A 22321-nucleotide genomic window follows, 5' to 3' on the forward strand; every position below is an offset into this window, starting at 1 on the left:
GTGCTTAGCTATTGAGCAGCTCCAGGAGGGCGGATTCGTCCGGACGCGGCGCGAAGGTCACAGACCCGGGTTCGGCGATGCCGCGCAGAGGGGCGGCGACGGCCTCGGAAAGGCAGAGGAAGCGCAGCGCGGACGCGGGCCGTTCGCGCAGGATCGCCGCCAGGGCCCGGGCCGCGCGGGGCGAATGCAGCAGCGCGGTGGCGGGCGCCTTCAGCCGCGCGAGGGTCTCGTCGGACGGGGCGCGCTCGAGGGTTTCGTAGACCGCCACACCCTTGGCCATCACCCCCCGGCCGCGCAGCATGCCGACGAGGTCGCCGGCCGGCTCCCGAGCCCCCGCCCAAAGCACCGGCCCAGAGGCCCCGCCGGCGATCAGTTCGCAGAGATCCTCGACATCGCCGTCCGCGCTGGAGACGGACGCGAAGCCCTCCGCTTGCGCCGCCTTGGCCGTGGCCCGGCCGACCGCGAACACTGGCACGCCGCGAGCGTCCGACAATCGCGCGAAGGCCTCGACGCCATTGGCGCTGGTGAAGGCCAAGGCGGTGACGTGGGAGAGATCGAGTTCGGCCTGCAGCGCCTCGACCGCCAGCAGGGGGTCGACGAGGGCCTCAAAGCCCAGGCCCCGCACGCGCTCGGCGGTGGCCAGGGCGCCGGGACGGGCGCGGGTGATCCAGACCGGCGCGCCCGCGCTCATGCCCTACTCCGGCAGCAGGATGGCGTCGCCGCCTTCGAGTCGGACCTGGGCGCCCAGGTCCAAGCCCAGGGCGCGGGCCTCGGTGATGTCATCCGCGCCCGACAGGATCGTCTCACCCTGGCGGCGGAAGCGCTGAGCGCCGTCCGGGGTCAGGGCCTCGACGATCAGGGTCAGGCGCGAACCGTCGAGCACGGCGCGGGCGCCGATGGCCGTCCGGCACGAGCCTTCCAGCGCGTAGAGCGCGCCGCGTTCAGCGGCGACGGCAAGGGTGGTTTCGCGGCAGCTAACGGCCTGCAGCCAGGGCGCATGGGCGTCTTCCAGGCGGGTCTCGATGACCAGGGCGCCCTGGCCCGGCGCCGGCGGGGCGGCGTCGGGGTCGAGCCAGCTCTTGGTGATGTGACCCAACCCCAGGCGGTTCAGGCCCGACTGGGCCAGCAGGATGGCGTCGGCCTCGCCGCGCTCCAGCTTGGCCAGGCGGGTGTCGACATTGCCGCGCAGCATGACGATCTCGAGATCGGGCCGCACGTGCAGGGCCTGGGCTTGGCGACGCAGGGAGGCGGTGCCCAGGCGCGCGCCCTTCGGCAGGTCTTCCAGCCGCTCGCAGATATTGCTGATGAAGGCGTCACGCGGGTCTTCACGCTCGGGCGTGGCGGCCAGGATCAGGCCCGGCGGCAGCTCGGCCGGCATGTCCTTCAGCGAGTGGACGGCGCAGTCGATGCGGCCGTCCAGCAGGGCTTCCTCGATTTCCTTGGTGAAGAGACCCTTGCCGCCGATCTCCATCAGGCGGCGATCCTGGATGCGGTCGCCGCTGGTGACGATCGGGATCAGCGGAGCGGCCGCCTCGATTTCTTCCTGGGAAGCGTCGAACGGAACGCCCAGCGCATGCGCGATCCGCGCCTGCATCAGCCCCGACTGGGCCAGGGAGAGCTTGGAGCCACGCGCCCCGATACGGATGGGAGGTTGCCGGGACACGGTCGGAACGTTACCTGCGGAGACAAGATTTCATCTTCGCTGCTACAGGAGCGGCGGGAAGCCCGCAACGAATGACTATCCTTACGGATTCTGCACTCACCATCCTCGGCCTGGAGACCAGCTGCGACGAGACCGCGGCCTCGGTCGTGCGCCGGGAGGCGGACGGTACGGTGACGGTGCTGTCGTCCGTAATCGGCACCCAGTTCGAACAGCACGCGCCGTTCGGCGGCGTGGTGCCCGAGATCGCCGCTCGCGCCCATGTGGAGTCGATCGACGCCATCGCCGCCGAGGCCATGCGCGCCTCGGGTCTGGGCTTCGATCAACTGGACGGCGTCGCCGCCACGGCTGGTCCCGGCCTGGTCGGCGGGGTCATGGTCGGCTTGGCGTTCGGCAAGGCCGTGTCGCTGGCGCGCGGCGTGCCGCTAGTCGCGGTCAATCACCTGGAAGGCCACGCGGTCTCGGCGCGCCTGGGCGCCGACATCGCCTATCCGTTCCTGCTGTTGCTAGTCTCCGGCGGCCATTGTCAGTTGCTGGAAGTCTCCGGCGTGGGAGCCTGCAAGCGCCGGGGCACCACGATCGACGACGCGGCCGGCGAGGCCTTCGACAAGATCGCCAAGAGCCTTGGCCTGCCCTATCCCGGCGGTCCGGCGCTGGAAAAGCTGGCGGTCGGCGGCGACGCGGCGCGCTATGCCCTGCCCCGCGCCCTGCTGGGCCGCAAGGATTGCGACTTCTCGTTCTCGGGCCTGAAGACGGCCGCCGCGCGGATCGCCGAGACCCTGACCACCGACGACGAGCGCCGCGATTTGGCCGCCGCCGTCCAGGCCGCCATCGCCCGCCAGCTGTCCGAGCGGGTCGACCGGGCCATGAAGCTCTACAAGGAAGGCCACGGGCCGGAAGACCTGCGCTTCGTCGTCGCCGGCGGCGTGGCCGCCAATGGCGCGGTGCGCGCGGTCCTGCTGGCCGACTGCGGGAAGAACGGCTTTTCGTTCGCCGCCCCGCCGCTGGCCTATTGCACCGACAACGCCGCCATGATCGCCCTGGCCGGGGCCGAGCGGCTGGCGCTGGGGATTTCCGACGACCTCGACGCCGTGGCCCGTCCGCGCTGGCCGCTGGACGAAGCCGCGGCGCTGGCCAACCCCGCCAACGCCTACGGACGCAAGGGAGCCAAGGCATGACCTTCCACCATGTAGGCGTCATCGGCGCCGGCGCCTGGGGCACGGCCCTGGCCCAGGTCTGCGCTCGCGCCGGTCTCCAGGTCACCTTGCAGGCCCGGGAGCCCGAGGTCGTGACGGCCGTCAACGAACGCCATGAGAACGCGGTGTTTCTTCCAGGCATCGCGCTGGAGCCATCGATCAGGGCGGTCACCGACCTGGCCGGCCTCGCCGACTGCGATCTGATCCTGGCCGTGGCCCCCGCTCAGCACCTGCGCGCGGCCCTCACCGCCTTCGCCCCCCACCACAAGGCCGGGGCGCCGATCCTGCTATGCTCCAAAGGCGTCGAGCAGGGCTCGCTGAAGCTGATGACCGAGGTGGCGGCCGAGGTCCTGCCCGGCGCGCCGATCGCGGTGCTTTCAGGGCCCAGCTTCGCTGGCGAAGTGGCGCGGAACCTGCCCGCCGCCGTCACCCTGGCCTGCGAGGACGAGGCCTTGGGCCGCGCCATCGCCGAGGCCATCGCCATCCCGACCTTCCGCCCCTACACGGCCAACGACCTGATCGGGGCCGAGGCCGGCGGAGCGGTGAAGAACGTCCTGGCCATCGCCTGCGGCATCGTCGAGGGCAAGGGCCTGGGCCGCAACGCCCACGCCACGGTGATCACCCGCGGGTTCGCCGAACTGACCCGCCTGGCCGTAACTCTCGGGGCCAAGCCCGAAACCGTCGCTGGCCTCTGCGGCTTGGGCGACCTCGTCTTGACCTGTTCCAGCCCGCAGTCGCGCAACATGAGCGTCGGCCTGGCCCTGGGCCAAGGCCTGACCCTGGAACAGGCCCTGGCCGGCAAGGTCTCGGTCGCTGAAGGGGTCGCCTCCGCCCCGGCCGTCCGCGCCCTGGCCCGCAAGGTCGGGGTCGAGGTTCCGATCTGCGAAGCCGTCGCCGCCATCCTGGCCGGCGAGGTCGAGGTCGACGCCGCCATCGCGGGCCTGCTCTCGCGACCGCTCAAATCCGAAGCCTGAACAAAAAGGATCGCCGCATGGCCCTCTTCGTCGTCTACTGCAAGGACAAGCCCGGCGCCCTCGAGACGCGCATGGCCACACGCCCGACCCATCTCGACTATCTGAACGGCGCGGGCCTGGTGAAGGCCGCCGGCCCGCTTCTGGACGACGCCGGTTCGCCCATCGGCTCGATGCTGATCGTCGAGGCCGAGGACCGCGCCGCCGCTCAGACCTTCGTCGACAACGACCCCTACACCCTGGCCGGCCTGTTCGAGAGCGTCGAGATCCAGGGATGGCGCGTGGGCGTCGGCTCGATCGGCTGAGGTTGCGCACCGACCCGGAAAACCCCGCCCGCCCCGCGCCGGGGACGGTGCTTTGCGCGCTGGACGAGATCGCCTCGCCCGGCTCGAAGGGCTTCCGCTGGCGCGAGGGCGACGCGATGTTCGCCGGCTTCGTGGTGCGTAAGGACGAACTGGTGGTCGGCTATCTCGACAGCTGTCCGCACGCCGGCTGGCCGCTGGCGGGCTTCGCCGGCCGCTACCTGACCCGCGAGAACGATCTGATCCTGTGCGCTGGCCACGCGGCCCTATTCAAGATCGAGGACGGGGCCTGCGTGGCGGGACCCTGTCCTGGCGACAAGCTGTTCCCCTGGCCCGTCCAGGTCCGCGACGGCCAGATCATCGTCGCCTGATACTCGCCAATAGGCTTAAGGTAAGGGACAAACAACCGCGAGGCTCGAACCATGGATCTGATTCTGCTAGAGCCCGGCGATCAGAGCCTGTTCAGTAGCCTTAGCGGACCCGACTGGAGCCAGGGCGAATCGCTGATCGATCCAGGCTGGGAGTTGGCCAATATCGGTCAATGCATCGAACTGGTGTCCATGCACCAGGGCATGAAGCAGCAGATCAGCACTGATGTCTCGGCCAACGCCAGGGTCTCGGGCCGGCCGATCATCACTGAGTTCACCTGCGTCAAGTACGTCGACAAGACCTCGGTCAAACTCTACGAACACTGCCTCAGCGCCAAGCCCATAGGGATCGGCGCCGGACAGCCCACCAAGCTCTACGTCGCGCGAAATTCCGGCGACAAGACCGCGAACATCATCACCGTGTCCCTTCGCGACGCAATCGTCAGCGAGATCCAGCTTCAGTCGCACCCCGACGACATGCCAACCGAGCAGTTCAAGCTGAATTTCACCGAGATCCTCTGGACCTATACGATCCAGAATACCGACCTAGCGGCGGCGGGGACTATCTCGGCCGGCTGGAGCCTGACCAGGAACAGGCCGATCACGGCGTTCACCGACTGAGCCCTTCCTTAAGACCTTCCGGCGCAAATTCCCCGCAACCGATTGTAGGGAACGACCATGGCCGCCGCCGACATGCACTTCGACGCCGAGACCGTCACCCACCGCGCCGGTCTGGCGAAGCTGCGCTCGTTGACCAAAATCAATCCGCGCCTGGCCACTACCCTGGCCAGGACCATGCTGGGCGGCCAGCGCGATCCGGCCGTGGTCGACGCGTTCAACGCCCATGCCGAACAGGCCGGCTTCGAGTTCACCTCCACCTGGGCCAGCAACAACATCCCGTTCGTGGCCCCGTTGCTGCGCGACTTCGCCGGCAAGCGTCCGGCCGGCGAAAGGATCCGCTACATGGAGATCGGCGCCTATGAGGGCCGCAACCTGGCCTTCATGGACTGGCTGCTGCCCGAACGCCTGGCCGTCACGGTCATTGATCCCTGGTTCGACGAGGCCCTGAACCCGGAGGAGAAGTACCACGCGGTCGAACCGCGCTTCCGTCGCAACATGGCCAAGTGCGGCTTTAAGAGCCTGGACACCCACAAGGGTTTCTCGACCTACGTCCTGCCCCAGATGCTGGAGCGGAACGAACAGTTCGACCTCATCTATGTCGACGGCAGCCACACGGCCCTGGCCGTGCTGATCGACCTGTGCTTCTGCGCCAGCCTGCTGAGCGTGGGCGGCATGATGGTGCTGGACGACTACTGGCACGATATCAGCGAGATCGGCGGGCCGGGCGTGAAGCAGGCCGTCGACCAGTTCCACGCCGCTTTCGGCCGATACTTCGAGGTCGCCGCCGTCTACAGGCAGGTCGCGCTCGTCAAGACCGCCGAGATCCCGCGCTAGGGCGACCATTGATCGCCGAACGCGACGTTATGTCGCCGTTACGACACAGCGACTGTTAACACCCGTTAGACATGTCGTCCCGCATTCTTTCCCGCGAGATTTGCGATGCGTCGCGGGGAGATACCACATGGCGTCATTGGCTCAGAAGGTCATTGGAGCAGCGGCCGGCGCCGCGCTGCTTTGCGCGGCCACCGCCGGGACGGGCCTGTGGGTGGCGATGCGCCTGGACTCGGCCCTGACCCGGTCCGAGGCCTCGGCGAAGATCCTCAGGCTGCACATGCACGCCGACATGATGCACGACGCCCTGCGCGCCGACGTCATGGGCGGGATCATGTCGTCCGATCCGGACCTGGGCGTCGACCTCAAGGCCGTCCGCGCCGACCTGACCGAACACGTTCAGGCCTTCAAGGCCGACATCGCCACCAGCGACAAGCTGGCCGAGGACCCGGCCGTGAAGGCCGCGCTCGCCGATGTCGCGGCCCCGCTGGCGACCTATATCGCTTCGGCCAGCGAGATCGTCGGCCAAGTCGACACGGACGCGGCCGCCGCCCGAGCCAAGCTTCCCGGCTTCGCCAAGCAGTTCTCGGCGCTTGAAACCAAGATGGAGGAGGCCTCGGCCAAGATCGAGGCCGCCGCGACCGGCGACGCGAATGCGGCCAAGTCGATGAGCCTGCTAGGCCAGATCGTGATGGGCGCGCTGCTGCTGATCGCCGCCGCCTTCGCCGCCGTTCTGATGATCGCCGCCCAGAGAGGCCTGGTCGCGCCGCTGACGCAGATCACCAGCGCCCTGCGCCGCCTGGCGGCCGGCGACCTCTCCGTCGCGCTGCCCCGGGCGCACAGCAAGGACGAGATCGGCCAGATGACCGACGCCCTGCGGACCTTCCACGACACCATCGAGGCCCGCCGCAAGGAGCTGGAGGCCGCCGACGTCCGCGACACGCTGGAGATCGAGCGCCGCGACGCCGAGAAGCGCCGGGATGAGGCCGAGGCCACTCAGAAGGCCGTTGTCGACAGCCTTGGTCGGGCGCTGAAGCACATGTCCGAGGGCGACCTCTCACACCGGATCGACCAGACCTTCCCGGCCGGCTACGAGAAGCTGCGCGTGGACTTCAACATCGCTGTCGAGACGCTGTCGGGCGTCATCGCCGCCTCTCTGGGCGCGGTGAAAGCGATCCATCGCGGAACCGCCGAGATCACCGCTGCGGCCGACGAACTGTCGGGCCGCACCGAGAACCAGGCCGCCAGCCTCGAAGAAGCCGTCGCCGCCCTCGACGAGATCACCAGCACCGTGCGCCTCACCGCCGAGGGCGCCAGCCGCGCGCGCAAGGTGGTCGAACGGGCCCGCAGCGCCGCCGACGCCTCGGGCTCGATCGTCACCCAGGCGATCGAGGCGATGGGCGCGATCGAGAAGTCTTCGGCCCAGATTGGTCAGATCATCGGGGTGATCGACGAGATCGCCTTCCAGACCAACCTCCTGGCTCTGAACGCGGGCGTCGAGGCCGCGCGGGCCGGTGAAGCCGGTCGCGGCTTCGCGGTCGTGGCCCAGGAAGTCCGCGCCCTGGCTCAGCGCTCGGCCGACGCCGCTCGGGAGATCAAGTCCCTGATCAGCGCCAGCACGGTCGAGGTCGGACAGGGCGTGGAATATGTCGGCAAGGCCGGCGAGGCCCTGCGCGCCATCGCCGACGAGGTGGATCAGATCGACAGCTTGGTAGGCGACATGGCCGCCTCGACCCAGGAACAGGCTCGCGGCCTGGCCGAGGTCAACACCACGATGAACCAGATGGACCAGGTCACCCAGCGCAACGCGGCGATGGTGGAAGAGACGACGGCGGCCAGCCATGCCCTGGCGGAGGAGGCGACGCGGTTGGCCCAGCGGATGGGCGAACTGCGGATCGCGGGTGAGGGGCAGCGGCGAGCGGCTTAGGTCGGCGGACCGCTGCGAGAGCATTTTCCGACGAAGTGGACACCGGTTCGTCGTCAGAAAATGCGTTGAAACAAAAGGCTAGAGCATTTCGCCGATCCAGTGGGATCGGAAAATGCTCTAGTCCGCCTTCCACTCCCCCGACTTGCCCCCTGTCTTCTCGATCAACCGCACGGCCTCGATGACCATGCCCTTCTCGGCCGCCTTCAGCATGTCGTAGATCGTGAGGCAGGCGACCGAAACCGCCGTCAGGGCCTCCATCTCGACGCCGGTCGGTCCCGTGGTCTTGACCCGCGCGGTTACCGACATTCCGCCGTCCGCCGGCTCGACCTCCACCACCACCTTCGACAAAGCCAGCGGGTGGCACAGCGGGATGAGGTTTGATGTCTGCTTGGCGGCCATGACGCCGGCCAGCTCGGCCACGGCGCGGACATCGCCCTTGCGGCCCGAACCCGACGCCGCCAGGGCCAGGGTCTGGGCGCTCATCCGCACGAAGCCCATCGCCACCGCCTCGCGCGCCGTCGCCGGCTTGTCGGAGACGTCGACCATGCGGGCGCGGCCTTGCGCGTCGATATGGGTGAGCCGGCTCACGGTGCGACGCGCCTCATTGTTCCAGAAGTCGCGGCATCAGCTCGACCATGTTGCAGGGCTTGTGGCGGCTGTCCAACTGCGCGGAAATGACCTTGTCCCAGCCGTCGCGCACGGCCCCGTTGCTGCCCGGCAGGCAGAAGACGAAGACGCCGTCGATCAGCCCGGCCGTGGCGCGCGACTGCAGGGTCGAGAGGCCCACCGAGGCGTAGCTGACCAGGTGGAAGATCACCGAGAAGCCATCGATCTTCTTGTCGAACAACGGTTCCAGGGCTTGAGGGGTCACGTCGCGGCCGGTGAGGCCCGTGCCGCCCGTGGTGACGATGGCATCGACGGCCTTGGCGTCTATCCAGTCGCGAACCTGCTGGCGAATCTGCTCGACGTCATCGCGGACCACCGCCCGACCGCCCAGCTCGTGGCCGGCGGCCTTGACGCGGTCGACCAGGATCTGGCCCGAGGTGTCGCTTTCCTCGTCGCGGGTGTCGGAGATGGTCAGCACGGCCACGCGGACTGACTTGAACGGAAGGTCCGGCTTGATCCCGCCGCCCGGCTTCAGCGCTTCGGTCATTGCGTCTCTCCTATCCGTCCCAACGTTCGGCGTCGGTCCTATCGCGGTCCGTCGGCTCGATCCAGCGCGCGCCGTCCGGCCCGTGCTCCTTCTTCCAGAAGGGCGCGCGGCTCTTGAGGTAGTCCATCAGGAAATCGCAGGCCTCGAAGGCCTCGCGGCGATGGCCGGCGGCGGTGGCCACGAAGACGATGGCCTCGCCCGGCCCGACGCGCCCGGTGCGGTGGACGATATGGACGTCCTGTAGCTTGAACCTTTCGACCGCGACCTGGGCGATCTCGCCGATCGCCGCGTCGGTGAAGCCAGGATAGGCCTCCAGCTCCAGCGCCGCCGCCGCCCCCTGCTCGGCGCGGGCCAGGCCGACGAAGGTGGCCACGGCGCCGGTCTCCTGGCGATCAGCGCAGAAGGCGGTGACGAGCCCTCCGGGCTCGAAGGGTTTGTCGGTCAGGGTGACGATCATCCGCCGCTCATGGGCGGCAGGAAGGCGACCTCGGTGGCGGCGGTCAGGATCGCGTCGCCGCGCACGATGGTCTTGTCGACGGCGACCTGGACGCCGGGGCCGGAAAGCGCCTCGCCGAGTTCGGGATCGTCGGATGTCAGCATCGCGCGCAGGGCGGCAAGATCGCCGGCCTCGACCACGCGGTCGCGCCAGCCCGCCTGGTCGGCCAGGCGTCCGAACAACAGAACCCGAGCCATCGCCTAACCGCCTGTCGTCGACATGTGGCGCGCCACGGCCGGCCGGGCGATCTGGAAGTCGTGACCTTTCGGCTTGGACCCAATCGCGGCGAAGATCGCCTCGCGCAGCTCCGCGTCGGTCGCCCCGCTGCGCATCACCGCGCGCAGGTCACTGGCGTCGTCGCGGCCCAGGCACGTGTGCAGTGTGCCGGTGCAGGTCAGGCGCACCCGGTTGCAGGTGTCGCAGAAATGGTTGCTGAGCGGCGTGATCAGCCCCAGCCGCCCGCCGGTTTCGGCCACCCGGACATAGCGAGCCGGACCCCCGGTGGCGTGGGGGATGTCCTCCAGCGTCCAGAACGACGACAGGTCACGGCGCACATCCTGCAGCGACAGATATTGATCGGTGCGGTCCTGGTCGACCTCGCCCATCGGCATGGTCTCGATCAGGGTGATGTCGCAGCCGCGCGCATGGGCCCATTGGATCAGGTCGGGCAGCTCGGCGGCGTTGTCGGCCTTCAGGGCGACGGCGTTGATCTTCACCGCGATCCCGGCGGCCAGGGCAGCGTCGACGCCGGCGACTACGCGGGCAAGGTCGCCGCCCCGGGTCAGCGTGCGGAAAAGGTCGGGCTTCAGCGTGTCCAGCGACACGTTGATCCGCCGCACGCCATGGCGCGCGAGGTCGGCGGCGTAGCCTTCCAGCTGGGTGCCGTTGGTGGTCAGGGTCAGCTCGTCCAGCGCCCCCGACCGCAGGTGGCGTGAGAGGCCGGCGACCAGGGTCATGAAGCCCTTGCGCACCAGTGGCTCGCCGCCGGTCAAACGCAGCTTGCGCACGCCCAGGCCGACAAAGGTCGAGGCCAGTCGATCAAGCTCCTCAAGCGTCAGCACTTCGGCCTTCGGCAGGAAGGTCATGTGCTCGGACATGCAATAGAGGCAACGCAGGTCGCAGCGGTCGGTGACCGAGACGCGCAGATAGGTGACGGCGCGGCCGAACCCATCGATCAAAGTCGGGCTTGGCGACGGGGCGATCGCGTGAACCGCTTGCGCGGGGCTGTCGTCATAGGGCGTCATGTCTGACTCTAAGGTAGGCGCTGGAGCCCATGACGCAAAGCGATACGAAGGGGTTAGACGCGATCGTGCTGGCGGCGGGCCGCGGCGTGCGCTTCGGCGGCGGCAAACTGCTGGCCATGCTGGACGGCGCGCCGCTGGTGGCCCACGCCTTGCGCACCGCCTTGCTGTCGCCCGTGCGGCGGGTATTCGTGGCGGTCGCCGACCCTGCGGTTCGCGCGGCGGCCGAGGCGACGGCCCAACGGCTCAAGGCCTCGGCTCGGCTGGTGGTGGTCACAGTCGAGAACGCCGAGGAGGGCATGGCCGCGTCGCTGCGGGCGGCGGTGGCGGCCCTGCCCGACGACACGACAGGCGTCTTCGTGTTCCTGGGCGACATGCCGGCCGTCGATCCGGCGACGCCGGCCCGGCTGGCCGAGGCCCTGGAGAGTGAGCACCAGATCGTCGCGCCGCTGTATCTGGGCCGTCGAGGCCATCCGGTGCTGTTCGGCGCAACATGGTTGCCAGCGCTGCGGGCGCTGTCCGGAGACGAAGGCGCCCGCGCCCTCCTGGAGAGCGCGGGCGCACGGCTGGCGCGGATTCCCGTGCAAGATCCTGGGATCCACCTCGACGTGGATCGACCAGAAGATCTTGCCCGCGCCATCGAAGGCCGCTGAAGCCGGGCTCTCCCCCGAGGCCCGCCCACGACCTTCGCCCGCAAGGTTCAGTGCGGCGGCTGCTCCTCGCCGATGACGATGCGCTTGATCTCCGCGATCAGCCGCAGGGCGGCCGCGCAGTCGCCGCGCTCTTGCAGGGCGGCAAGCTTGGGAAGCAGCACCTGCAGGATCCGGCGATGGTCGGCATTGACGCCGACCAGGTTGCGCTTGAACTCGGCGGTGTCCTCGCCGTCGGCGATCGCGTCGAGGTCAGGATCGAACTGCTCCCTCATTGGCCCGTCTCTGGGCGCGGATGGCCATCACCGTGGCGACAACCAGCGTCAGCATCTGGAACACTACGATGACGTTGTTGGAGGCCTGATAGGCATACCGGATGATCGAGCTGTCGAAATAGGCGGTGACGCGCACGACGAGGACCAGGATCATCAGGGCCGCGAAAACCAGCGACCACAGGCGCCGCCAACGCAGCGACACCCAGATCAGAATCAGCGCCGCGTTGGTGTCGATGATCGCCACCGGCGTATCCCAGCCCGACCGCGTCACGTGACTCACCGCCGGCGTGAGCATCCAGCCGATGATGAACACGCCGGCGGACCAGCGCAGAGGCGGGTCCTTCTGCAGCAGCGCGACGCCGCAGATCACCAGCGAGATCAGATAGCCGATGTAGGGCACCAGGATTTCGAACACGTTCTGATCTCGCCAACGCCGAGGGTCCGCCCAGGGAGTAAGACGTATCGTCGGCCGGCGCCAAGGGAAGGCATGATCTGTTCATGCAAAGCGGGTCCTGTCGCGCGGCGTGCGCCGGGCGTTCGGTGGTACTGGTTAGGGGGAAGCCCGCGGACCTAGGGGCGAACGATACCCTGGATCGCCAGCATGTATTCGTGGACGCCAATGGCGATGGCCGCCAGGAGGACGGCGATCAGCGCCGTCGTTCCCAGAAGCAGGCCGAGCCACTGCAGGGGGCTCAGCTCATGGCGCCAGCCTTGCCGGGAAAGCGGTCGCCCGCGAACGGCGCTCCTCGCAGGCTCCAAGGTCGTGTCTCTACGCTGCTCATCACCGTGTCCGATCTCCCGCTGAGAAGGCGGCAGGTCGGCAAGCGCGGCCAGACTGCCTGGCTGCTTACGGTAGTCATTACCGGGGTCGCCACCCTCCCAGGCCACAAAGGCCAGGGCGGCGTCGCGGCGGCTCATGCCCGACAGGCGCCGGCGGGCGCTGAGCACATGCATCTCGACGGTCTTGGGCGACAAGCCCAGCGCGCGGGCGATCTCCTTGGATTGGAGATGGCCGGCGATGAGCCGCAGGATCTCCCGCTCGCGCGGAGTAAGCCTTTCGAACGCGGTACTGACGCCCTGAACCATGAGTCCAAGATGATCGGCGAAATTGTTCCCGTCTAGCGAGCGGAACGAGAAGTTTCAGACGATCAGGCTTCCGAGCGCACGAACGGCAGGCGCGTGGTCGCTGTCTTGTTCAGGGCGAACAAGGCGTTAGCCACGGCCGGGCCGATCACCGGCGTGCCGGGTTCGCCGACCCCGCTGGGCGGATTGCCCGATGGCACGATATTGGTCTCGACCAACGGCGCCTCGTTTATCCGTAGCACGCGGTAACGGTCGAAATTCGTCTGGCCCACCTGACCGTCGGTCAGGGTCACCTCGCCGAACAACGCCGCCGACAGGCCGTAGCAGGTCCCACCCTCCATCTGGGCGGCGATCTGGTCGGGCGAGATGGCGACGCCGCAGTCGATGGCGGTGACCACCCGCCCGACGCGCGGGACGCCGTCCTCGAGCTTGACCTCGGCGACCTGGGCGACGACCGAACCAAAGCTCTCGTGCACCGCGACGCCGCGCGTCCAGCCCACTGTCGGGGCCGAGGCCTTTTCGACCGCGAGGTTCAGGGTCGCCAGGTGCCGGTCGGCCCCGGCCTTGGTGTAAAGGGCCCGGCGGTACTCGATCGGGTCCTTGCCGGCCTTGGCGGCCAATTGGTCGATCGTGTGTTCCATGACGAAGGCGGTGTGGGTCGCGCCGACCGAGCGCCACCACAGCACCGGCACGCCAACGTCCGGCAGGGCGACCTGGGCGTCGACGATCGGCGTGGCCTTCAGGTAGGGCGAGCCCGCCGTGCCCTCGATCGCCGTCTGGTCGGGACCCTTGCCGGCCGGCATGGGCGAGCCCTTCATGATCGACTGGCTGACGATGCGGTGGCGCCAGGCGGCGGGATAGCCGTCCTTGTCCAGCTGCACCTTCACCGCGTGGATGGTCAGCGGGCGGAAATAGCCGGCCTGCATGTCGTCCTCGCGGGTCCAGACCAGCTTCACCGGCCGGCCCTTGCCGACCTTCTTGGCGATGTGGACGCACTCGGCGACATAGTCGGACTGGAAGTTGGCGCGCCGGCCGAACGAGCCGCCGGCGAACAGGGTCTCGATCTCGACCGAGCCCGGCAGGCAGCCGACGATCTTGGCGGCGGCCAGCTGGTCCAGGGTCTGGCCCTGCGAGCCGAAGGTCAGCTTGACCTTGCTGCCGTCCACGGCCGCGACGCAGTTCATCGGCTCCATGGTCGCGTGAGCCAGATAGGGGAACTCGTAGGTGGTCTCGAAGACGTCGGCGCCCTTGGCGGACGCGAGCGTCGTTGCGTCGCCGCGCTGATCGAAGGCCTCCCACTTGGTCTCGGTGTTCTTGCCGGCCGCGACGTCCTTGAAGAGCTGAGCGATGGCGGCCGAGCCGCGCTTCTCGGCCTTGTCCTCGTCCCACTCGACCTTCAGCGCCTCGCGACCCATGCGGGCGGCATAGGTGTTTTGGGCCACCACGGCGACCCCGGTGGGGATCTCGAAGACGTCGACCACGCCCGGGACCTTCTTGGCCTCGGCGACGTCGAGGCTCTTCAGCTTGGCCCCAAAGCGGGGGGCGTGGGCGACCACCGCCGTCAGCATGTCGGGCAGGCGGACGTCCTGGGTGTAGCGGGCCGTGCCGTCGCTCTTGGCCTGCGAGTCCTTGCGGCGAACCCGGGCAGTGCCGATCAGGGTGAAGGTCTTGGGGTCCTTCAGCTTGACATCGGTCGCGGCCGGGACCTTGGCGGCGTCGGCCAGCAGCTCACCGAAGCCGGCGGTCTTGCCCGAGGTGTGGGTGACGACGCTGTCCTTGACCGTGATCTCGCCGACCGCGACGTTCCACTTATTAGCGGCAGCCTGGACGAACATGGCTCGCGCGCCAGCCCCGGCCTTGCGCAGTTGCTCCCACGAGTTGGAGATCGCCGACGAGCCGCCCGTCAGCTGCGCGCCCAGAGCGCCGTTGGCGTAGAGCTTGGCGTTGGCCGGCGCCTGCTCGACCTGGACCTTGGTCCAGTCGGCGTCCAGCTCCTCGGCCACGATGGCCGCGAGACCGGCGTGATTGCCCTGGCCGAACTCGATGTGCTTGGAAATCACCGTCACCACGCCGTCCGGCGCGATCTTGATGAACGGCCCGAAGGCCCCGACCTCGACCTTGGAGCCCGCGCTCATGATGTCGGCCGGCGAGCAGCCGACCAGCAGCGTCCCGCCGACCAGCGCCGAGGCGACGACCACGTCGCGACGGCTGGGCTGGGCTTGCGCCAGGTCCTTGGGATTGACGGGCGCGTTCATCGGCCGGCTCCGCGGTTGGTGGCGCCCGAGGCGGCGACGATGGCCTCGTCGATGTCGGCGTGCTTGTCGCCCTGCGGCGGGCCGAAGTCGGCCGCGTCCTTGATCGCCGCGCGGATCCGCTGATAGGCGCCGCAGCGGCAGATGTTGCCAGCCATGGCGTTGTCGATGTCCTCGTCCGAGGGCTTCGGCTTCTGAGCCAGAAGGGCGCAGGCCGACATGATCTGACCCGACTGGCAGTAGCCGCACTGCGGCACGTCATGACGCACCCAGGCCTGCTGCACCGGATGCTGGCCGCCGAGCCCCTCGATCGTGGTGATCTTGGCCGGTCCGACCGCCGCGATCGGCGTCACGCACGAGCGGATTGGCTGACCGTCCAGGTGGACCGTGCAGGCCCCGCACTGAGCCATGCCGCAGCCGAACTTCGTGCCGGTCATGCCCAGCTCGTCGCGCAGGACCCACAGCAATGGTGTCTCCGGCGCGGCCTGGATCGTGGTCGGCTTGCCATTGATGTCTAGCGTCACGGCCATGCGCATGTGTCTCCTGCCTTGCTGGAAACCTAACACTGTTCAGTCGCGTGGGAACAGCCAGCCGCCGAAAAACGCTTCCGCGGACGCGAAGGCAGGCGGGCGCCGTCTTCGAAACCCGCTATGCTTTGGCCGTATCGTCTGGAGGTTCCTGTCTTGCGCCGCTTTATCGTCGCCTTCGCCGTGCTGGCCGTCACTCTCGCCGGTTGCGCCACCGTCGCGCCGATGGACTCCACCGATGCGCCGATCCGCTACAGCTGCAAGGCCGGCAAGCGATTCACCAGCGCCTACGCCCTGCACGGCAGGAAGGTCGTGGTCACTGCAGGCGGCGCAAGCAAGACCCTGAAGCTGGCCCGCTCGGCTTCCGGCGCGCGCTACACCGCCGGCGACGCCGAGCTGTGGAGCAAGGGCGCGGACGCCATGCTCAAGGGCTTCCCCGGCGGTCCTTACGCCGATTGCCGCTCCCAATAGATTTTGGCGCAATAGTTCGAGGTTCCCGTTGGATTCCTTCCCCGCCTACTTCCCCCTGACCGGCCGCAAGGTGGTGATCGCCGGTTCAGGCGACGCGGCCGACGCCAAGGCGCGTCTGTTCGAGGGCTCGCCCGCCACGATCATTCGCCTGGACGGCCACGAGGCCTATCTGCCGGGCGCCTATACCGGCGCGATCCTGGCCTTCATCGCCAGCCAGGACGAGGTCTTCGTGCAAGCCGCCGCCGGGGCGGCGCGGGCGGCGCGGGTGCTGGTCAATGTCGTCGACCGGCCCGAGCTCTGCGACTTCAACACCCCCGCCGTGATCGACCGCGGCGAGGTGGTGGCGGCCGTCGGCACCGGCGGCTCAGCCCCGGTGCTGGCCACCATGCTGCGCAACGATATCGAAGCCCAGGTCCCCGAAGGCACGGGCCGCGTCGCCGCCCTGCTGAAAAAGTTCCAGAGCGAGGTGCGCGGGGCGTTGCCGGCGCTGCACGAGCGTCGGGCATTCCTGCGCGACGCGGTGCTGGGCGAGGCGGCCCAGGCCGCCCGCGACGGCGACATGGAAAAAGCCGGCCAGCTGTTCCGCGAGGCCCTGGCCAAGGGGACGGCCCGCAAGGGCGTGGTGCGCTTCATAGCCGGCAAGGGTCCGGCCGATCTGCTGACCCTGCGCGCCAGCCGGGCCCTGGGCGCGGCCGACGTCCTGGTCCTGGACGGCGACGCCGAGCCGGAGGTCGTGAGGATGGCCCGTCGCGATGTCGAGCGGCTCGATCCCGCGCAGGCCGACGCCGATCACCTGGTGCAGCTGGCGCGCGAAGGCCGCCAGATCGTCCGACTGATCACCCACGCCGTCGACCCGGCCCTGGTCCACGCCCTGACCCAGGCCGGCGTCGCGGTCGAGGTGCTGCCCGCCGCTTCGGCCTAGAGCATTTTCCGACGAAGTGGATGCCGGTTCGTCGTCAGAAAATGCGTTAAAACAACAGCCTAGAGCATTTTCCGATCCGATTTGATCGAAAAATGCTCTAGTCCAGCGACCGCCCCTTGGTTTCTGGCAGCAGGAACGCCGTGGTCAGCACACTGATCAGGGTGAAGGCGATCGGGTACCAGAGGCCGGCATAGATGTTGCCGACTGCGGTGACGATGGCGAAGGCGAAGAACGGCACGAAGCCGCCCACCCAGCCCGTGCCGATGTGATAGGGCAGCGACAGGGCCGTATAGCGCACGCGCGTCGGGAACAGCTCGACCAGGCAGGCCGCCAGCGGACCGAACAGGGCAGTCGCGCCGATCACGAACACGAACAGCACGCCCAGCATCAGCGGCTTGTTCATCCGGGCGGGGTCAGCCTTGGCCGGATAGCCGGCCTGGGCCAGGGCAGCCTTGATCCGTGTCTCCACGCCGCTCTTCACCGCCTTGACCTCGGCCTTGGCCAGGCCCTTGGCGCTCTTGGAGACGATCTCGACGCCGCCGATCTTCATCACCGCAACCGAGCCGGCCGGCGCCGTCTGGTTGGCGTAGGAGACGCCGGCATTGGCCAAGGTGCTCTTGATGATGTCGCACGAGGTCACGAAGGCGGCCTTGCCGACGGGATCGAACTGCAGCGAGCAGTCCTTGGGATCGGCCACGACCACCACGGGCGACTTCGCCGAGGCCTCGGCCAGGGCCGGGTTGGCGGCCCTTTCAAGCAGGTGGAAGCCGGGGAAATAGAACAGCAGGGCCAGGGTCATGCCGCCCAGCATCACCGGCTTGCGGCCGATCCGGTCCGACAGCCAGCCAAACACGACATAGAACACCGCGCTGATCGCCGTGGCGGTCATCATCACGCCGTTGATCGTCGCCGCGTCGACCTTCAGGAACTTCTCCATGAAGGTCTGGACGTAGAAGAAGCTGGTGTACCAGACCGCTCCCTGCGCGCACATCATCGACAGGAAGGCCAGGATGACGAGCTTAAGGTTCTTCCACTGGCCGAACGCCTCGGCATAGGGCGCCTTGGAGGCCTGGCCCTCTTCCTTCATGGCGGCGAAGGCGGGGCTTTCGGTCAGCTTCATGCGCATCCAGACCGAGACGCCCAGCAGGCCGATGGAGACGGCGAACGGGATGCGCCAGCCCCAGGCGTCGAACGCTTCCGTACCGACGACCGCCCGCGTGCCCATGATCACCAGCAGGGCCCCGAACAGGCCAAAGGCGGCCGAGGTCTGCACCCAGGAGGTCGACCAGCCGCGCTGGTTCGGCGGCGAATGCTCGGCGACATAGATGGCCGCCCCGCCATACTCACCGCCCAAGGCGAAGCCCTGCACGCACCGCATCAGGATCAGCAGGATCGGCGAGATGACGCCGGCCTGCTGATAGGTCGGCAGGAAGGCGATGGCGAAGGTGGCGCCGCCCATCAGCAGCACCGTGGCCAGGAACGCGCCCTTGCGGCCGGCCTGGTCGCCGATCTTGCCGAACACCAGGGCGCCCAGCGGCCGGAACGCGAAGCCGACGCCGAACAAGGCCAGCGCCGCGATATAGCCGGCAGTGTCGTTGAGTCCGGCGAAGAAGGTCTTGGAAATGACCTGGGTCAGGCTGCCGAAGATAAAGAAGTCGTACCACTCGAAGGCCGTGCCGGCCGAAGAGGCCGCGACCACCGTGCGCATCGACGCGCGTTCCTGACCTGCTTCGGCCATCTCATTCCCCCGTTATTTGAGCCCTGCTTAGCGTGGTTCAGGGCTCGGGGAAAAGGGGCGAGGAAAGCGACCGGTCAGGCGACGGCGCCCTGGCTGTCGTCGCCGGCCCGCGACAAGCGCAGGATCTCGGCGACCAGGGCGGTGGGGGAGATCGGTTTGGCGGCCACGCCGTCCATGCCGGCGGCGCGATAGGACGCTCGCTGGTGGGCCATGACATTGGCGGTCAGGGCGATGATCGGCGCGCGCGCCTCGGGTCCCGGCAGGGCGCGGATACGGCGGGCGGCCTCCAGGCCGTCCATCCCGGGCATCTGAACATCCATCAGGATCAGATCGAAGGTTCCGTCGCGGGCGGCCTCGACGCCGGCCGCGCCGTCGTCGGCGACGCTGACCTCGGCGCCCAGCTGTTCCAGGATCCGGCGAGCGACCAGCTGGTTGGTCCGGTTGTCCTCGACGACCAGCACCTTCAGTCCGTCCAACAGGTCGTCGCAGGCCGGCTCGGCCGGACTGGGGGCCAGCGCCGGCGGGGCGGCGATGGTCAGGGTGAAGGTCGAACCCTCGCCCGGGGTCGAGCGGAACGCCACCTCGCCACCCAGCATCTGAGCCAGTTTGCGAGTGATGGCCAGGCCGAGGCCGGAGCCTCCGAAGCGACGGGTGGTGCTGGCGTCGGCCTGCTGGAAGCGTTCGAACAGGCTGCCTTGCGCTTCCAGCGGCACGCCGATGCCGGTGTCGATCACGTCAAAGACCAGGCGCTGGCCCTCCGCCGTCATCACCTTGCGGGCCCGGACGGTCACGGAGCCCTTGAGGGTGAACTTCACAGCGTTGCCGATGAGGTTGAACAGGGCCTGGCGCACGCGGGTGGGGTCGGTCTCGATCCAGCCTAGATCGTCGGCCAGGTCCAGTTCCAGCCGCAGGCCCTTGTGCGTCGCCTGACCGGCCAGCAGGCGGATCACGCCCCCGGCCAGTTCGCGCGGATCGACCGGCTCGCGATTGAGGTCCAGGCGCCCGGCCTCGATGCGCGAGATGTCGATCACGTCGTCCAGCAAGGTCGACAGCATTTGGCCCGCGGCCAGGGCCTCTCCCAAAAGGTCGGCGCTGTCGCCGGACGGCAGCTCACGGCGCAGTACGTGCATGACCCCCAACACCCCGTTCATCGGCGTGCGGATCTCATGGCTCATATTGGCCAGGAACTGGGCCTTGGCCTCGTTGGCGGCCTGGGCGGCGCGTTCGGCGGCCATCAGCGCCAGCTCGGCCCTTTTCTTCTCGTCGATGTCCAGGACGAGACCGACCGCCTTGCGCGCGACGCCGTGGGTGTTGCGGCGCACGTCGTGGAAAATCCGCACCCAGCGCGTATCGCCGCCAGGCGTCAGCACCCGCACGTCGTACTCTTGCGTTTCCACCAGGCCGTCGCGCCACCACTCGGCGGCGCCCTTGTAGAGATGGGCTAGATCGTCCGGATGGATCATCGGCCAGGCGGCCTCGCGCACATCGTCATAGGCAACGTGGCGGCCCATCATGCGGTGGAACTCCGGCGAGCCCCAGAAGCGCTCGGCCTCGTGGTCGATCTCGTAGACGCCGGCGCGCGCCGCGCCCAGCGCGACCTTCAGGCGACGGGCGTTGATCCGAGCCTCGCGCCGCGCCGCCGTCAGGGCGGTGACGTCGTCCATATAGGTGATGACGCCGACGATTTCGCCGGCCCCGTCCAGCCACGGCCGGGCCTCCCAGCGGAAGGCCCGCTCCACGCCTTCGGCGTCGAACAGGCGGTCCTCGCGGCGGGTGACGACCTCGCCGGACAGGGCCCGGGCGACCCCCGCCACGAAGCGGCGCCTGCCGCCATTGGTCAGCTCCGACAGGGTCTTGCCGATGACCTGGGCCTCGGTCGACCGGAAGATCTCCAGGAAGCGCGGGCTGACCAGGCGCAAGCGCATGTCCAGATCGTAGACCGCCACAGCGAACGGGGCGTCCTCGACCAGCTGACGGGCGCGGCGCTCGCTCCAGATCGCCTTGTCGCGGCTTCGAGCCACGTCGGTGATGTTCTGGGTGATGCCCTTGAGGGTGAACAGTTCGCCCCGTCGCTCGCCGGCGCGATAGGTGCTGCGGAAGGTCCGCCAGCAGCCGTCGTCGCCGAGCAGGCGGAACTCGACCGAGCCGCCCTCGCCTGTGCGGATAGCGTGGCCAAAGGCTTCCCGCACCACCTCGCGCTGGTCGTCTGACAGGCGGGCCAGGAACTGGTCGACCGTCGCGACATTCTCTGGCGACAGGCCAAGTCGCGCTAGAACATCGGGCGCCCAGTCGATGCCCCCGCCATCGGGCTCGTAGCTCCAGACGCCGATGCCGGCCTCCTCGGCCAGGATCTGTCGGGTGCGGCGGGCCGTCTCCAGTTCAGCCCGGCTCGCCACCTCGGCCGAGATGTCGTGCATCAGCCCGATCATCTCGCCGTTCGGACCCAGGCGCGACCGACCCTGCACCCAGATCACGCGGCCGTCCTTGCAGCGAATCTGCAGTTCGTTGATCGCCTCGCCGGTCGCGCGCATGCGATCGCCGCTCTGGATCAGTTCGGCCTGGCTTTCGGGGTGAGCGAACTTGAGAGTAGGCTGGCCGATCAGCTCCTCGGGGGTCCAGCCCGTCAGGGTGGTCCAGGCGCCGTTGACGCTGACGAAGCGGCCCTCGGGCGAGACCACGGCGAAGAGGTCGCTGGCGTTCTCGAACAGCCAGCGCGCGGCCTCGGCCTCGCCAAACGGCGACGGCGCTCCTACGACCCCTTCGTTATCTCGCCCCTGGGACATCAGGTCTCCGCAAAGTTGGGCGGATCGTGGGGCGCAACCGTAAACTTATGGTTCGCAAGACCGACCGATGTTCCGCGAACGTGCTCTCCCAGCCTCGATTTCCTACACCTCGGCCCATTGGCGCAGCAGGTTGTGATACACGCCGGTCAGCGACAGGACGCCCTCGTCGTCTGCCTCGACCTTGCGGGCCAGGCGCTGGATAGCGATGTCCATCTCCAGCAGCATCGTGCGCTTGGCGTCGTCGCGGATCAGGCTCTGGATCCAGAAGAAGCTGGCGGTGCGACGGCCGCGCGTCACCGGCGTGACATGATGCAGGCTGGAGCTGGGGTAAAGGATCATGTCCCCCGCCCCGAGCTTGACGACATGGTCGCCATAGAGGTCGTTCACCACCAGCTCGCCGCCGTCGTAGTTCTCGGGCTCCTCCAGGAAGAGCGTGGCCGAGAGATCCGTTCGCAGACGCCGGCCGCTCAGCGGGTCGCGGCGGATGGCGTTGTCGACATGGTCCCTGAAGCCCATGCCCTCGCCGTAGCGGTTGAACATCGGCGGCAGGATGACCTGCGGCAGGGCCGCCGAGACGAACAGCGGATTGGCCTCCAGCGCCTGGAGGATCGCCTCGCCGACGGTCCGGGCGGCCTCGCTGTCCTGCGGCAGCTGCTCGTTGGTCTTGGCGCGCGCGGCCTGAAATCCCGAGGTCAGGTTGCCGTCGACCCACGGACCGGCGTCGAGGATCGCGCGGCACTCGGCGACCTGCGCCTTGGTCAGCACCTCGGGAATCTGCAGCATCATCGGGACATCCTTGTTGCGACTCATTCCTAGCATGCCACAACGGGTCGTGTTTGATCCGGATCAGGCCG

25 protein-coding genes are annotated in these 22321 nt (G+C 68.5%); 10 read left to right on the forward strand and 15 right to left on the reverse strand.

What is annotated here, in order from left to right; translation table 11 throughout:
* Positions 1-4 precede the first annotated feature (4 nt).
* Both CSW62_RS23880 and hemC read right to left on the reverse strand, forming a co-directional pair.
* Positions 5-691 (reverse strand): uroporphyrinogen-III synthase, encoded by a 687-nt coding sequence (locus CSW62_RS23880; protein ID WP_099581958.1) that lies wholly within the window; start codon positions 689-691, stop codon positions 5-7.
* A 3-nt stretch (positions 692-694) separates the two neighbouring features.
* Complete coding sequence (hemC, locus tag CSW62_RS23885) at positions 695-1663, reverse strand: hydroxymethylbilane synthase (RefSeq protein WP_099581959.1); 969 nt, start codon at positions 1661-1663, stop codon at positions 695-697.
* A 71-nt stretch (positions 1664-1734) separates the two neighbouring features.
* Between hemC and tsaD the strand changes: the two genes are divergently transcribed.
* The 7 genes from tsaD to CSW62_RS23920 all read left to right on the forward strand — a co-directional run bounded on the left by tsaD (position 1735) and on the right by CSW62_RS23920 (position 7876).
* The gene (gene tsaD, locus CSW62_RS23890; RefSeq protein WP_099581960.1) at positions 1735-2838 is read left to right on the forward strand and encodes a tRNA (adenosine(37)-N6)-threonylcarbamoyltransferase complex transferase subunit TsaD; all 1104 of its coding nucleotides are present in this window, start codon (positions 1735-1737) and stop codon (positions 2836-2838) included.
* On the forward strand, positions 2835-3830 hold the full coding sequence (locus tag CSW62_RS23895) for an NAD(P)H-dependent glycerol-3-phosphate dehydrogenase (RefSeq protein WP_099581961.1): 996 nt from the start codon (positions 2835-2837) through the stop codon (positions 3828-3830). The genes tsaD and CSW62_RS23895 overlap by 4 nt, the downstream gene beginning before the upstream one ends.
* Before the next feature lie 17 nt (positions 3831-3847).
* On the forward strand, positions 3848-4132 hold the full coding sequence (locus tag CSW62_RS23900; protein ID WP_099581962.1) for a YciI family protein: 285 nt from the start codon (positions 3848-3850) through the stop codon (positions 4130-4132).
* Positions 4102-4500, forward strand: coding sequence for a Rieske (2Fe-2S) protein (locus CSW62_RS23905; RefSeq protein WP_369827534.1), 399 nt, complete (start codon positions 4102-4104; stop codon positions 4498-4500). The genes CSW62_RS23900 and CSW62_RS23905 overlap by 31 nt, the downstream gene beginning before the upstream one ends.
* 51 nt (positions 4501-4551) lie before the next feature.
* On the forward strand, positions 4552-5118 hold the full coding sequence (locus CSW62_RS23910; RefSeq protein ID WP_099581964.1) for a type VI secretion system tube protein Hcp: 567 nt from the start codon (positions 4552-4554) through the stop codon (positions 5116-5118).
* Between the two features lie 57 nt (positions 5119-5175).
* The gene (locus tag CSW62_RS23915; protein WP_199170683.1) at positions 5176-5952 is read left to right on the forward strand and encodes a class I SAM-dependent methyltransferase; all 777 of its coding nucleotides are present in this window, start codon (positions 5176-5178) and stop codon (positions 5950-5952) included.
* A gap of 127 nt (positions 5953-6079) precedes the next feature.
* Positions 6080-7876 (forward strand): HAMP domain-containing methyl-accepting chemotaxis protein, encoded by a 1797-nt coding sequence (locus CSW62_RS23920; RefSeq protein WP_099581965.1) that lies wholly within the window; start codon positions 6080-6082, stop codon positions 7874-7876.
* A gap of 117 nt (positions 7877-7993) precedes the next feature.
* Here CSW62_RS23920 and moaC read toward each other — a convergent pair whose 3' ends face one another.
* The 5 genes from moaC to moaA are packed head-to-tail and all read right to left on the reverse strand — an operon-like array spanning position 7994 to position 10769.
* On the reverse strand, positions 7994-8464 hold the full coding sequence (gene moaC, locus CSW62_RS23925; RefSeq protein WP_099581966.1) for a cyclic pyranopterin monophosphate synthase MoaC: 471 nt from the start codon (positions 8462-8464) through the stop codon (positions 7994-7996).
* Positions 8465-8477: 13 nt separating this feature from the next.
* Entirely contained in the window at positions 8478-9029 is a 552-nt protein-coding gene (moaB, locus tag CSW62_RS23930) for a molybdenum cofactor biosynthesis protein B (RefSeq protein ID WP_099581967.1), read from the reverse strand.
* 10 nt (positions 9030-9039) lie between these two features.
* Positions 9040-9486 carry a molybdenum cofactor biosynthesis protein MoaE gene (locus CSW62_RS23935; RefSeq protein ID WP_099581968.1) on the reverse strand — a complete coding sequence of 149 codons (447 nt, stop codon included), beginning with the start codon at positions 9484-9486 and terminating at the stop codon, positions 9040-9042.
* Entirely contained in the window at positions 9483-9722 is a 240-nt protein-coding gene (locus CSW62_RS23940; protein ID WP_099581969.1) for a MoaD/ThiS family protein, read from the reverse strand. The genes CSW62_RS23935 and CSW62_RS23940 overlap by 4 nt, the downstream gene beginning before the upstream one ends.
* Before the next feature lie 3 nt (positions 9723-9725).
* Positions 9726-10769 (reverse strand): GTP 3',8-cyclase MoaA, encoded by a 1044-nt coding sequence (gene moaA / locus CSW62_RS23945; RefSeq protein ID WP_099581970.1) that lies wholly within the window; start codon positions 10767-10769, stop codon positions 9726-9728.
* Between the two features lie 29 nt (positions 10770-10798).
* Here moaA and CSW62_RS23950 point away from each other — a divergent pair, with 29 nt between their 5' ends.
* On the forward strand, positions 10799-11419 hold the full coding sequence (locus CSW62_RS23950; protein ID WP_099581971.1) for an NTP transferase domain-containing protein: 621 nt from the start codon (positions 10799-10801) through the stop codon (positions 11417-11419).
* A 47-nt stretch (positions 11420-11466) separates the two neighbouring features.
* Here CSW62_RS23950 and CSW62_RS23955 read toward each other — a convergent pair whose 3' ends face one another.
* From CSW62_RS23955 to CSW62_RS23975, 5 genes are all read right to left on the reverse strand, one after another.
* A complete protein-coding gene (locus tag CSW62_RS23955) occupies positions 11467-11691 on the reverse strand; it encodes a hypothetical protein (protein WP_099581972.1) in 225 nt (74 codons plus the stop codon).
* Positions 11669-12106 carry a hypothetical protein gene (locus CSW62_RS23960; protein ID WP_099581973.1) on the reverse strand — a complete coding sequence of 146 codons (438 nt, stop codon included), beginning with the start codon at positions 12104-12106 and terminating at the stop codon, positions 11669-11671. The genes CSW62_RS23955 and CSW62_RS23960 overlap by 23 nt, the downstream gene beginning before the upstream one ends.
* Before the next feature lie 155 nt (positions 12107-12261).
* Positions 12262-12777 (reverse strand): helix-turn-helix transcriptional regulator, encoded by a 516-nt coding sequence (locus CSW62_RS23965; protein WP_099581974.1) that lies wholly within the window; start codon positions 12775-12777, stop codon positions 12262-12264.
* A 62-nt stretch (positions 12778-12839) separates the two neighbouring features.
* A complete protein-coding gene (locus CSW62_RS23970) occupies positions 12840-15029 on the reverse strand; it encodes a xanthine dehydrogenase family protein molybdopterin-binding subunit (RefSeq protein WP_099581975.1) in 2190 nt (729 codons plus the stop codon).
* Entirely contained in the window at positions 15026-15556 is a 531-nt protein-coding gene (locus CSW62_RS23975; RefSeq protein WP_099582446.1) for a (2Fe-2S)-binding protein, read from the reverse strand. The genes CSW62_RS23970 and CSW62_RS23975 overlap by 4 nt, the downstream gene beginning before the upstream one ends.
* 153 nt (positions 15557-15709) lie before the next feature.
* Between CSW62_RS23975 and CSW62_RS23980 the strand changes: the two genes are divergently transcribed.
* Positions 15710-16024, forward strand: coding sequence for an MliC family protein (locus CSW62_RS23980; RefSeq protein ID WP_369827535.1), 315 nt, complete (start codon positions 15710-15712; stop codon positions 16022-16024).
* 28 nt (positions 16025-16052) lie between these two features.
* The gene (locus CSW62_RS23985; RefSeq protein ID WP_099581977.1) at positions 16053-16946 is read left to right on the forward strand and encodes an NAD(P)-dependent oxidoreductase; all 894 of its coding nucleotides are present in this window, start codon (positions 16053-16055) and stop codon (positions 16944-16946) included.
* Between the two features lie 97 nt (positions 16947-17043).
* Here the strand turns inward: CSW62_RS23985 and CSW62_RS23990 are convergent, their stop codons facing one another.
* The 3 genes from CSW62_RS23990 to CSW62_RS24000 all read right to left on the reverse strand — a co-directional run bounded on the left by CSW62_RS23990 (position 17044) and on the right by CSW62_RS24000 (position 22253).
* Positions 17044-18684: an MFS transporter gene (locus CSW62_RS23990; RefSeq protein WP_099581978.1), complete on the reverse strand. Its 1641-nt coding sequence runs from the start codon at positions 18682-18684 to the stop codon at positions 17044-17046.
* Between the two features lie 74 nt (positions 18685-18758).
* Positions 18759-21467 (reverse strand): PAS domain-containing sensor histidine kinase, encoded by a 2709-nt coding sequence (locus CSW62_RS23995; protein ID WP_099581979.1) that lies wholly within the window; start codon positions 21465-21467, stop codon positions 18759-18761.
* A 102-nt stretch (positions 21468-21569) separates the two neighbouring features.
* On the reverse strand, positions 21570-22253 hold the full coding sequence (locus CSW62_RS24000) for a Fe2+-dependent dioxygenase (protein WP_099582447.1): 684 nt from the start codon (positions 22251-22253) through the stop codon (positions 21570-21572).
* Positions 22254-22321 lie beyond the last annotated feature (68 nt).

It is taken from the genome of Caulobacter sp. FWC2 (assembly GCF_002742625.1).
GTDB lineage: Bacteria > Pseudomonadota > Alphaproteobacteria > Caulobacterales > Caulobacteraceae > Caulobacter.

Bases quoted from the DNA above. Each gene is read 5' to 3' on its own strand.
- CSW62_RS23920 (WP_099581965.1), top strand. From the start codon at position 6,080: ATGGCGTCATTGGCTCAGAAGGTCATTGGAGCAGCGGCCGGCGCCGCG.
- moaA (WP_099581970.1), bottom strand. From the start codon at position 10,769: ATGACGCCCTATGACGACAGCCCCGCGCAAGCGGTTCACGCGATCGCC.
- CSW62_RS23970 (WP_099581975.1), bottom strand. From the start codon at position 15,029: ATGAACGCGCCCGTCAATCCCAAGGACCTGGCGCAAGCCCAGCCCAGC.
- tsaD (WP_099581960.1), top strand. From the start codon at position 1,735: ATGACTATCCTTACGGATTCTGCACTCACCATCCTCGGCCTGGAGACC.
- CSW62_RS23990 (WP_099581978.1), bottom strand. From the start codon at position 18,684: ATGGCCGAAGCAGGTCAGGAACGCGCGTCGATGCGCACGGTGGTCGCG.
- CSW62_RS23910 (WP_099581964.1), top strand. From the start codon at position 4,552: ATGGATCTGATTCTGCTAGAGCCCGGCGATCAGAGCCTGTTCAGTAGC.
- CSW62_RS23915 (WP_199170683.1), top strand. From the start codon at position 5,176: ATGGCCGCCGCCGACATGCACTTCGACGCCGAGACCGTCACCCACCGC.
- CSW62_RS23905 (WP_369827534.1), top strand. From the start codon at position 4,102: ATGGCGCGTGGGCGTCGGCTCGATCGGCTGAGGTTGCGCACCGACCCG.
- CSW62_RS23940 (WP_099581969.1), bottom strand. From the start codon at position 9,722: ATGGCTCGGGTTCTGTTGTTCGGACGCCTGGCCGACCAGGCGGGCTGG.
- CSW62_RS23895 (WP_099581961.1), top strand. From the start codon at position 2,835: ATGACCTTCCACCATGTAGGCGTCATCGGCGCCGGCGCCTGGGGCACG.
- CSW62_RS23950 (WP_099581971.1), top strand. From the start codon at position 10,799: ATGACGCAAAGCGATACGAAGGGGTTAGACGCGATCGTGCTGGCGGCG.
- CSW62_RS24000 (WP_099582447.1), bottom strand. From the start codon at position 22,253: ATGATGCTGCAGATTCCCGAGGTGCTGACCAAGGCGCAGGTCGCCGAG.
- CSW62_RS23955 (WP_099581972.1), bottom strand. From the start codon at position 11,691: ATGAGGGAGCAGTTCGATCCTGACCTCGACGCGATCGCCGACGGCGAG.
- CSW62_RS23965 (WP_099581974.1), bottom strand. From the start codon at position 12,777: ATGGTTCAGGGCGTCAGTACCGCGTTCGAAAGGCTTACTCCGCGCGAG.
- moaB (WP_099581967.1), bottom strand. From the start codon at position 9,029: ATGACCGAAGCGCTGAAGCCGGGCGGCGGGATCAAGCCGGACCTTCCG.
- CSW62_RS23900 (WP_099581962.1), top strand. From the start codon at position 3,848: ATGGCCCTCTTCGTCGTCTACTGCAAGGACAAGCCCGGCGCCCTCGAG.
- CSW62_RS23935 (WP_099581968.1), bottom strand. From the start codon at position 9,486: ATGATCGTCACCCTGACCGACAAACCCTTCGAGCCCGGAGGGCTCGTC.
- CSW62_RS23995 (WP_099581979.1), bottom strand. From the start codon at position 21,467: ATGTCCCAGGGGCGAGATAACGAAGGGGTCGTAGGAGCGCCGTCGCCG.
- CSW62_RS23975 (WP_099582446.1), bottom strand. From the start codon at position 15,556: ATGGCCGTGACGCTAGACATCAATGGCAAGCCGACCACGATCCAGGCC.
- CSW62_RS23880 (WP_099581958.1), bottom strand. From the start codon at position 691: ATGAGCGCGGGCGCGCCGGTCTGGATCACCCGCGCCCGTCCCGGCGCC.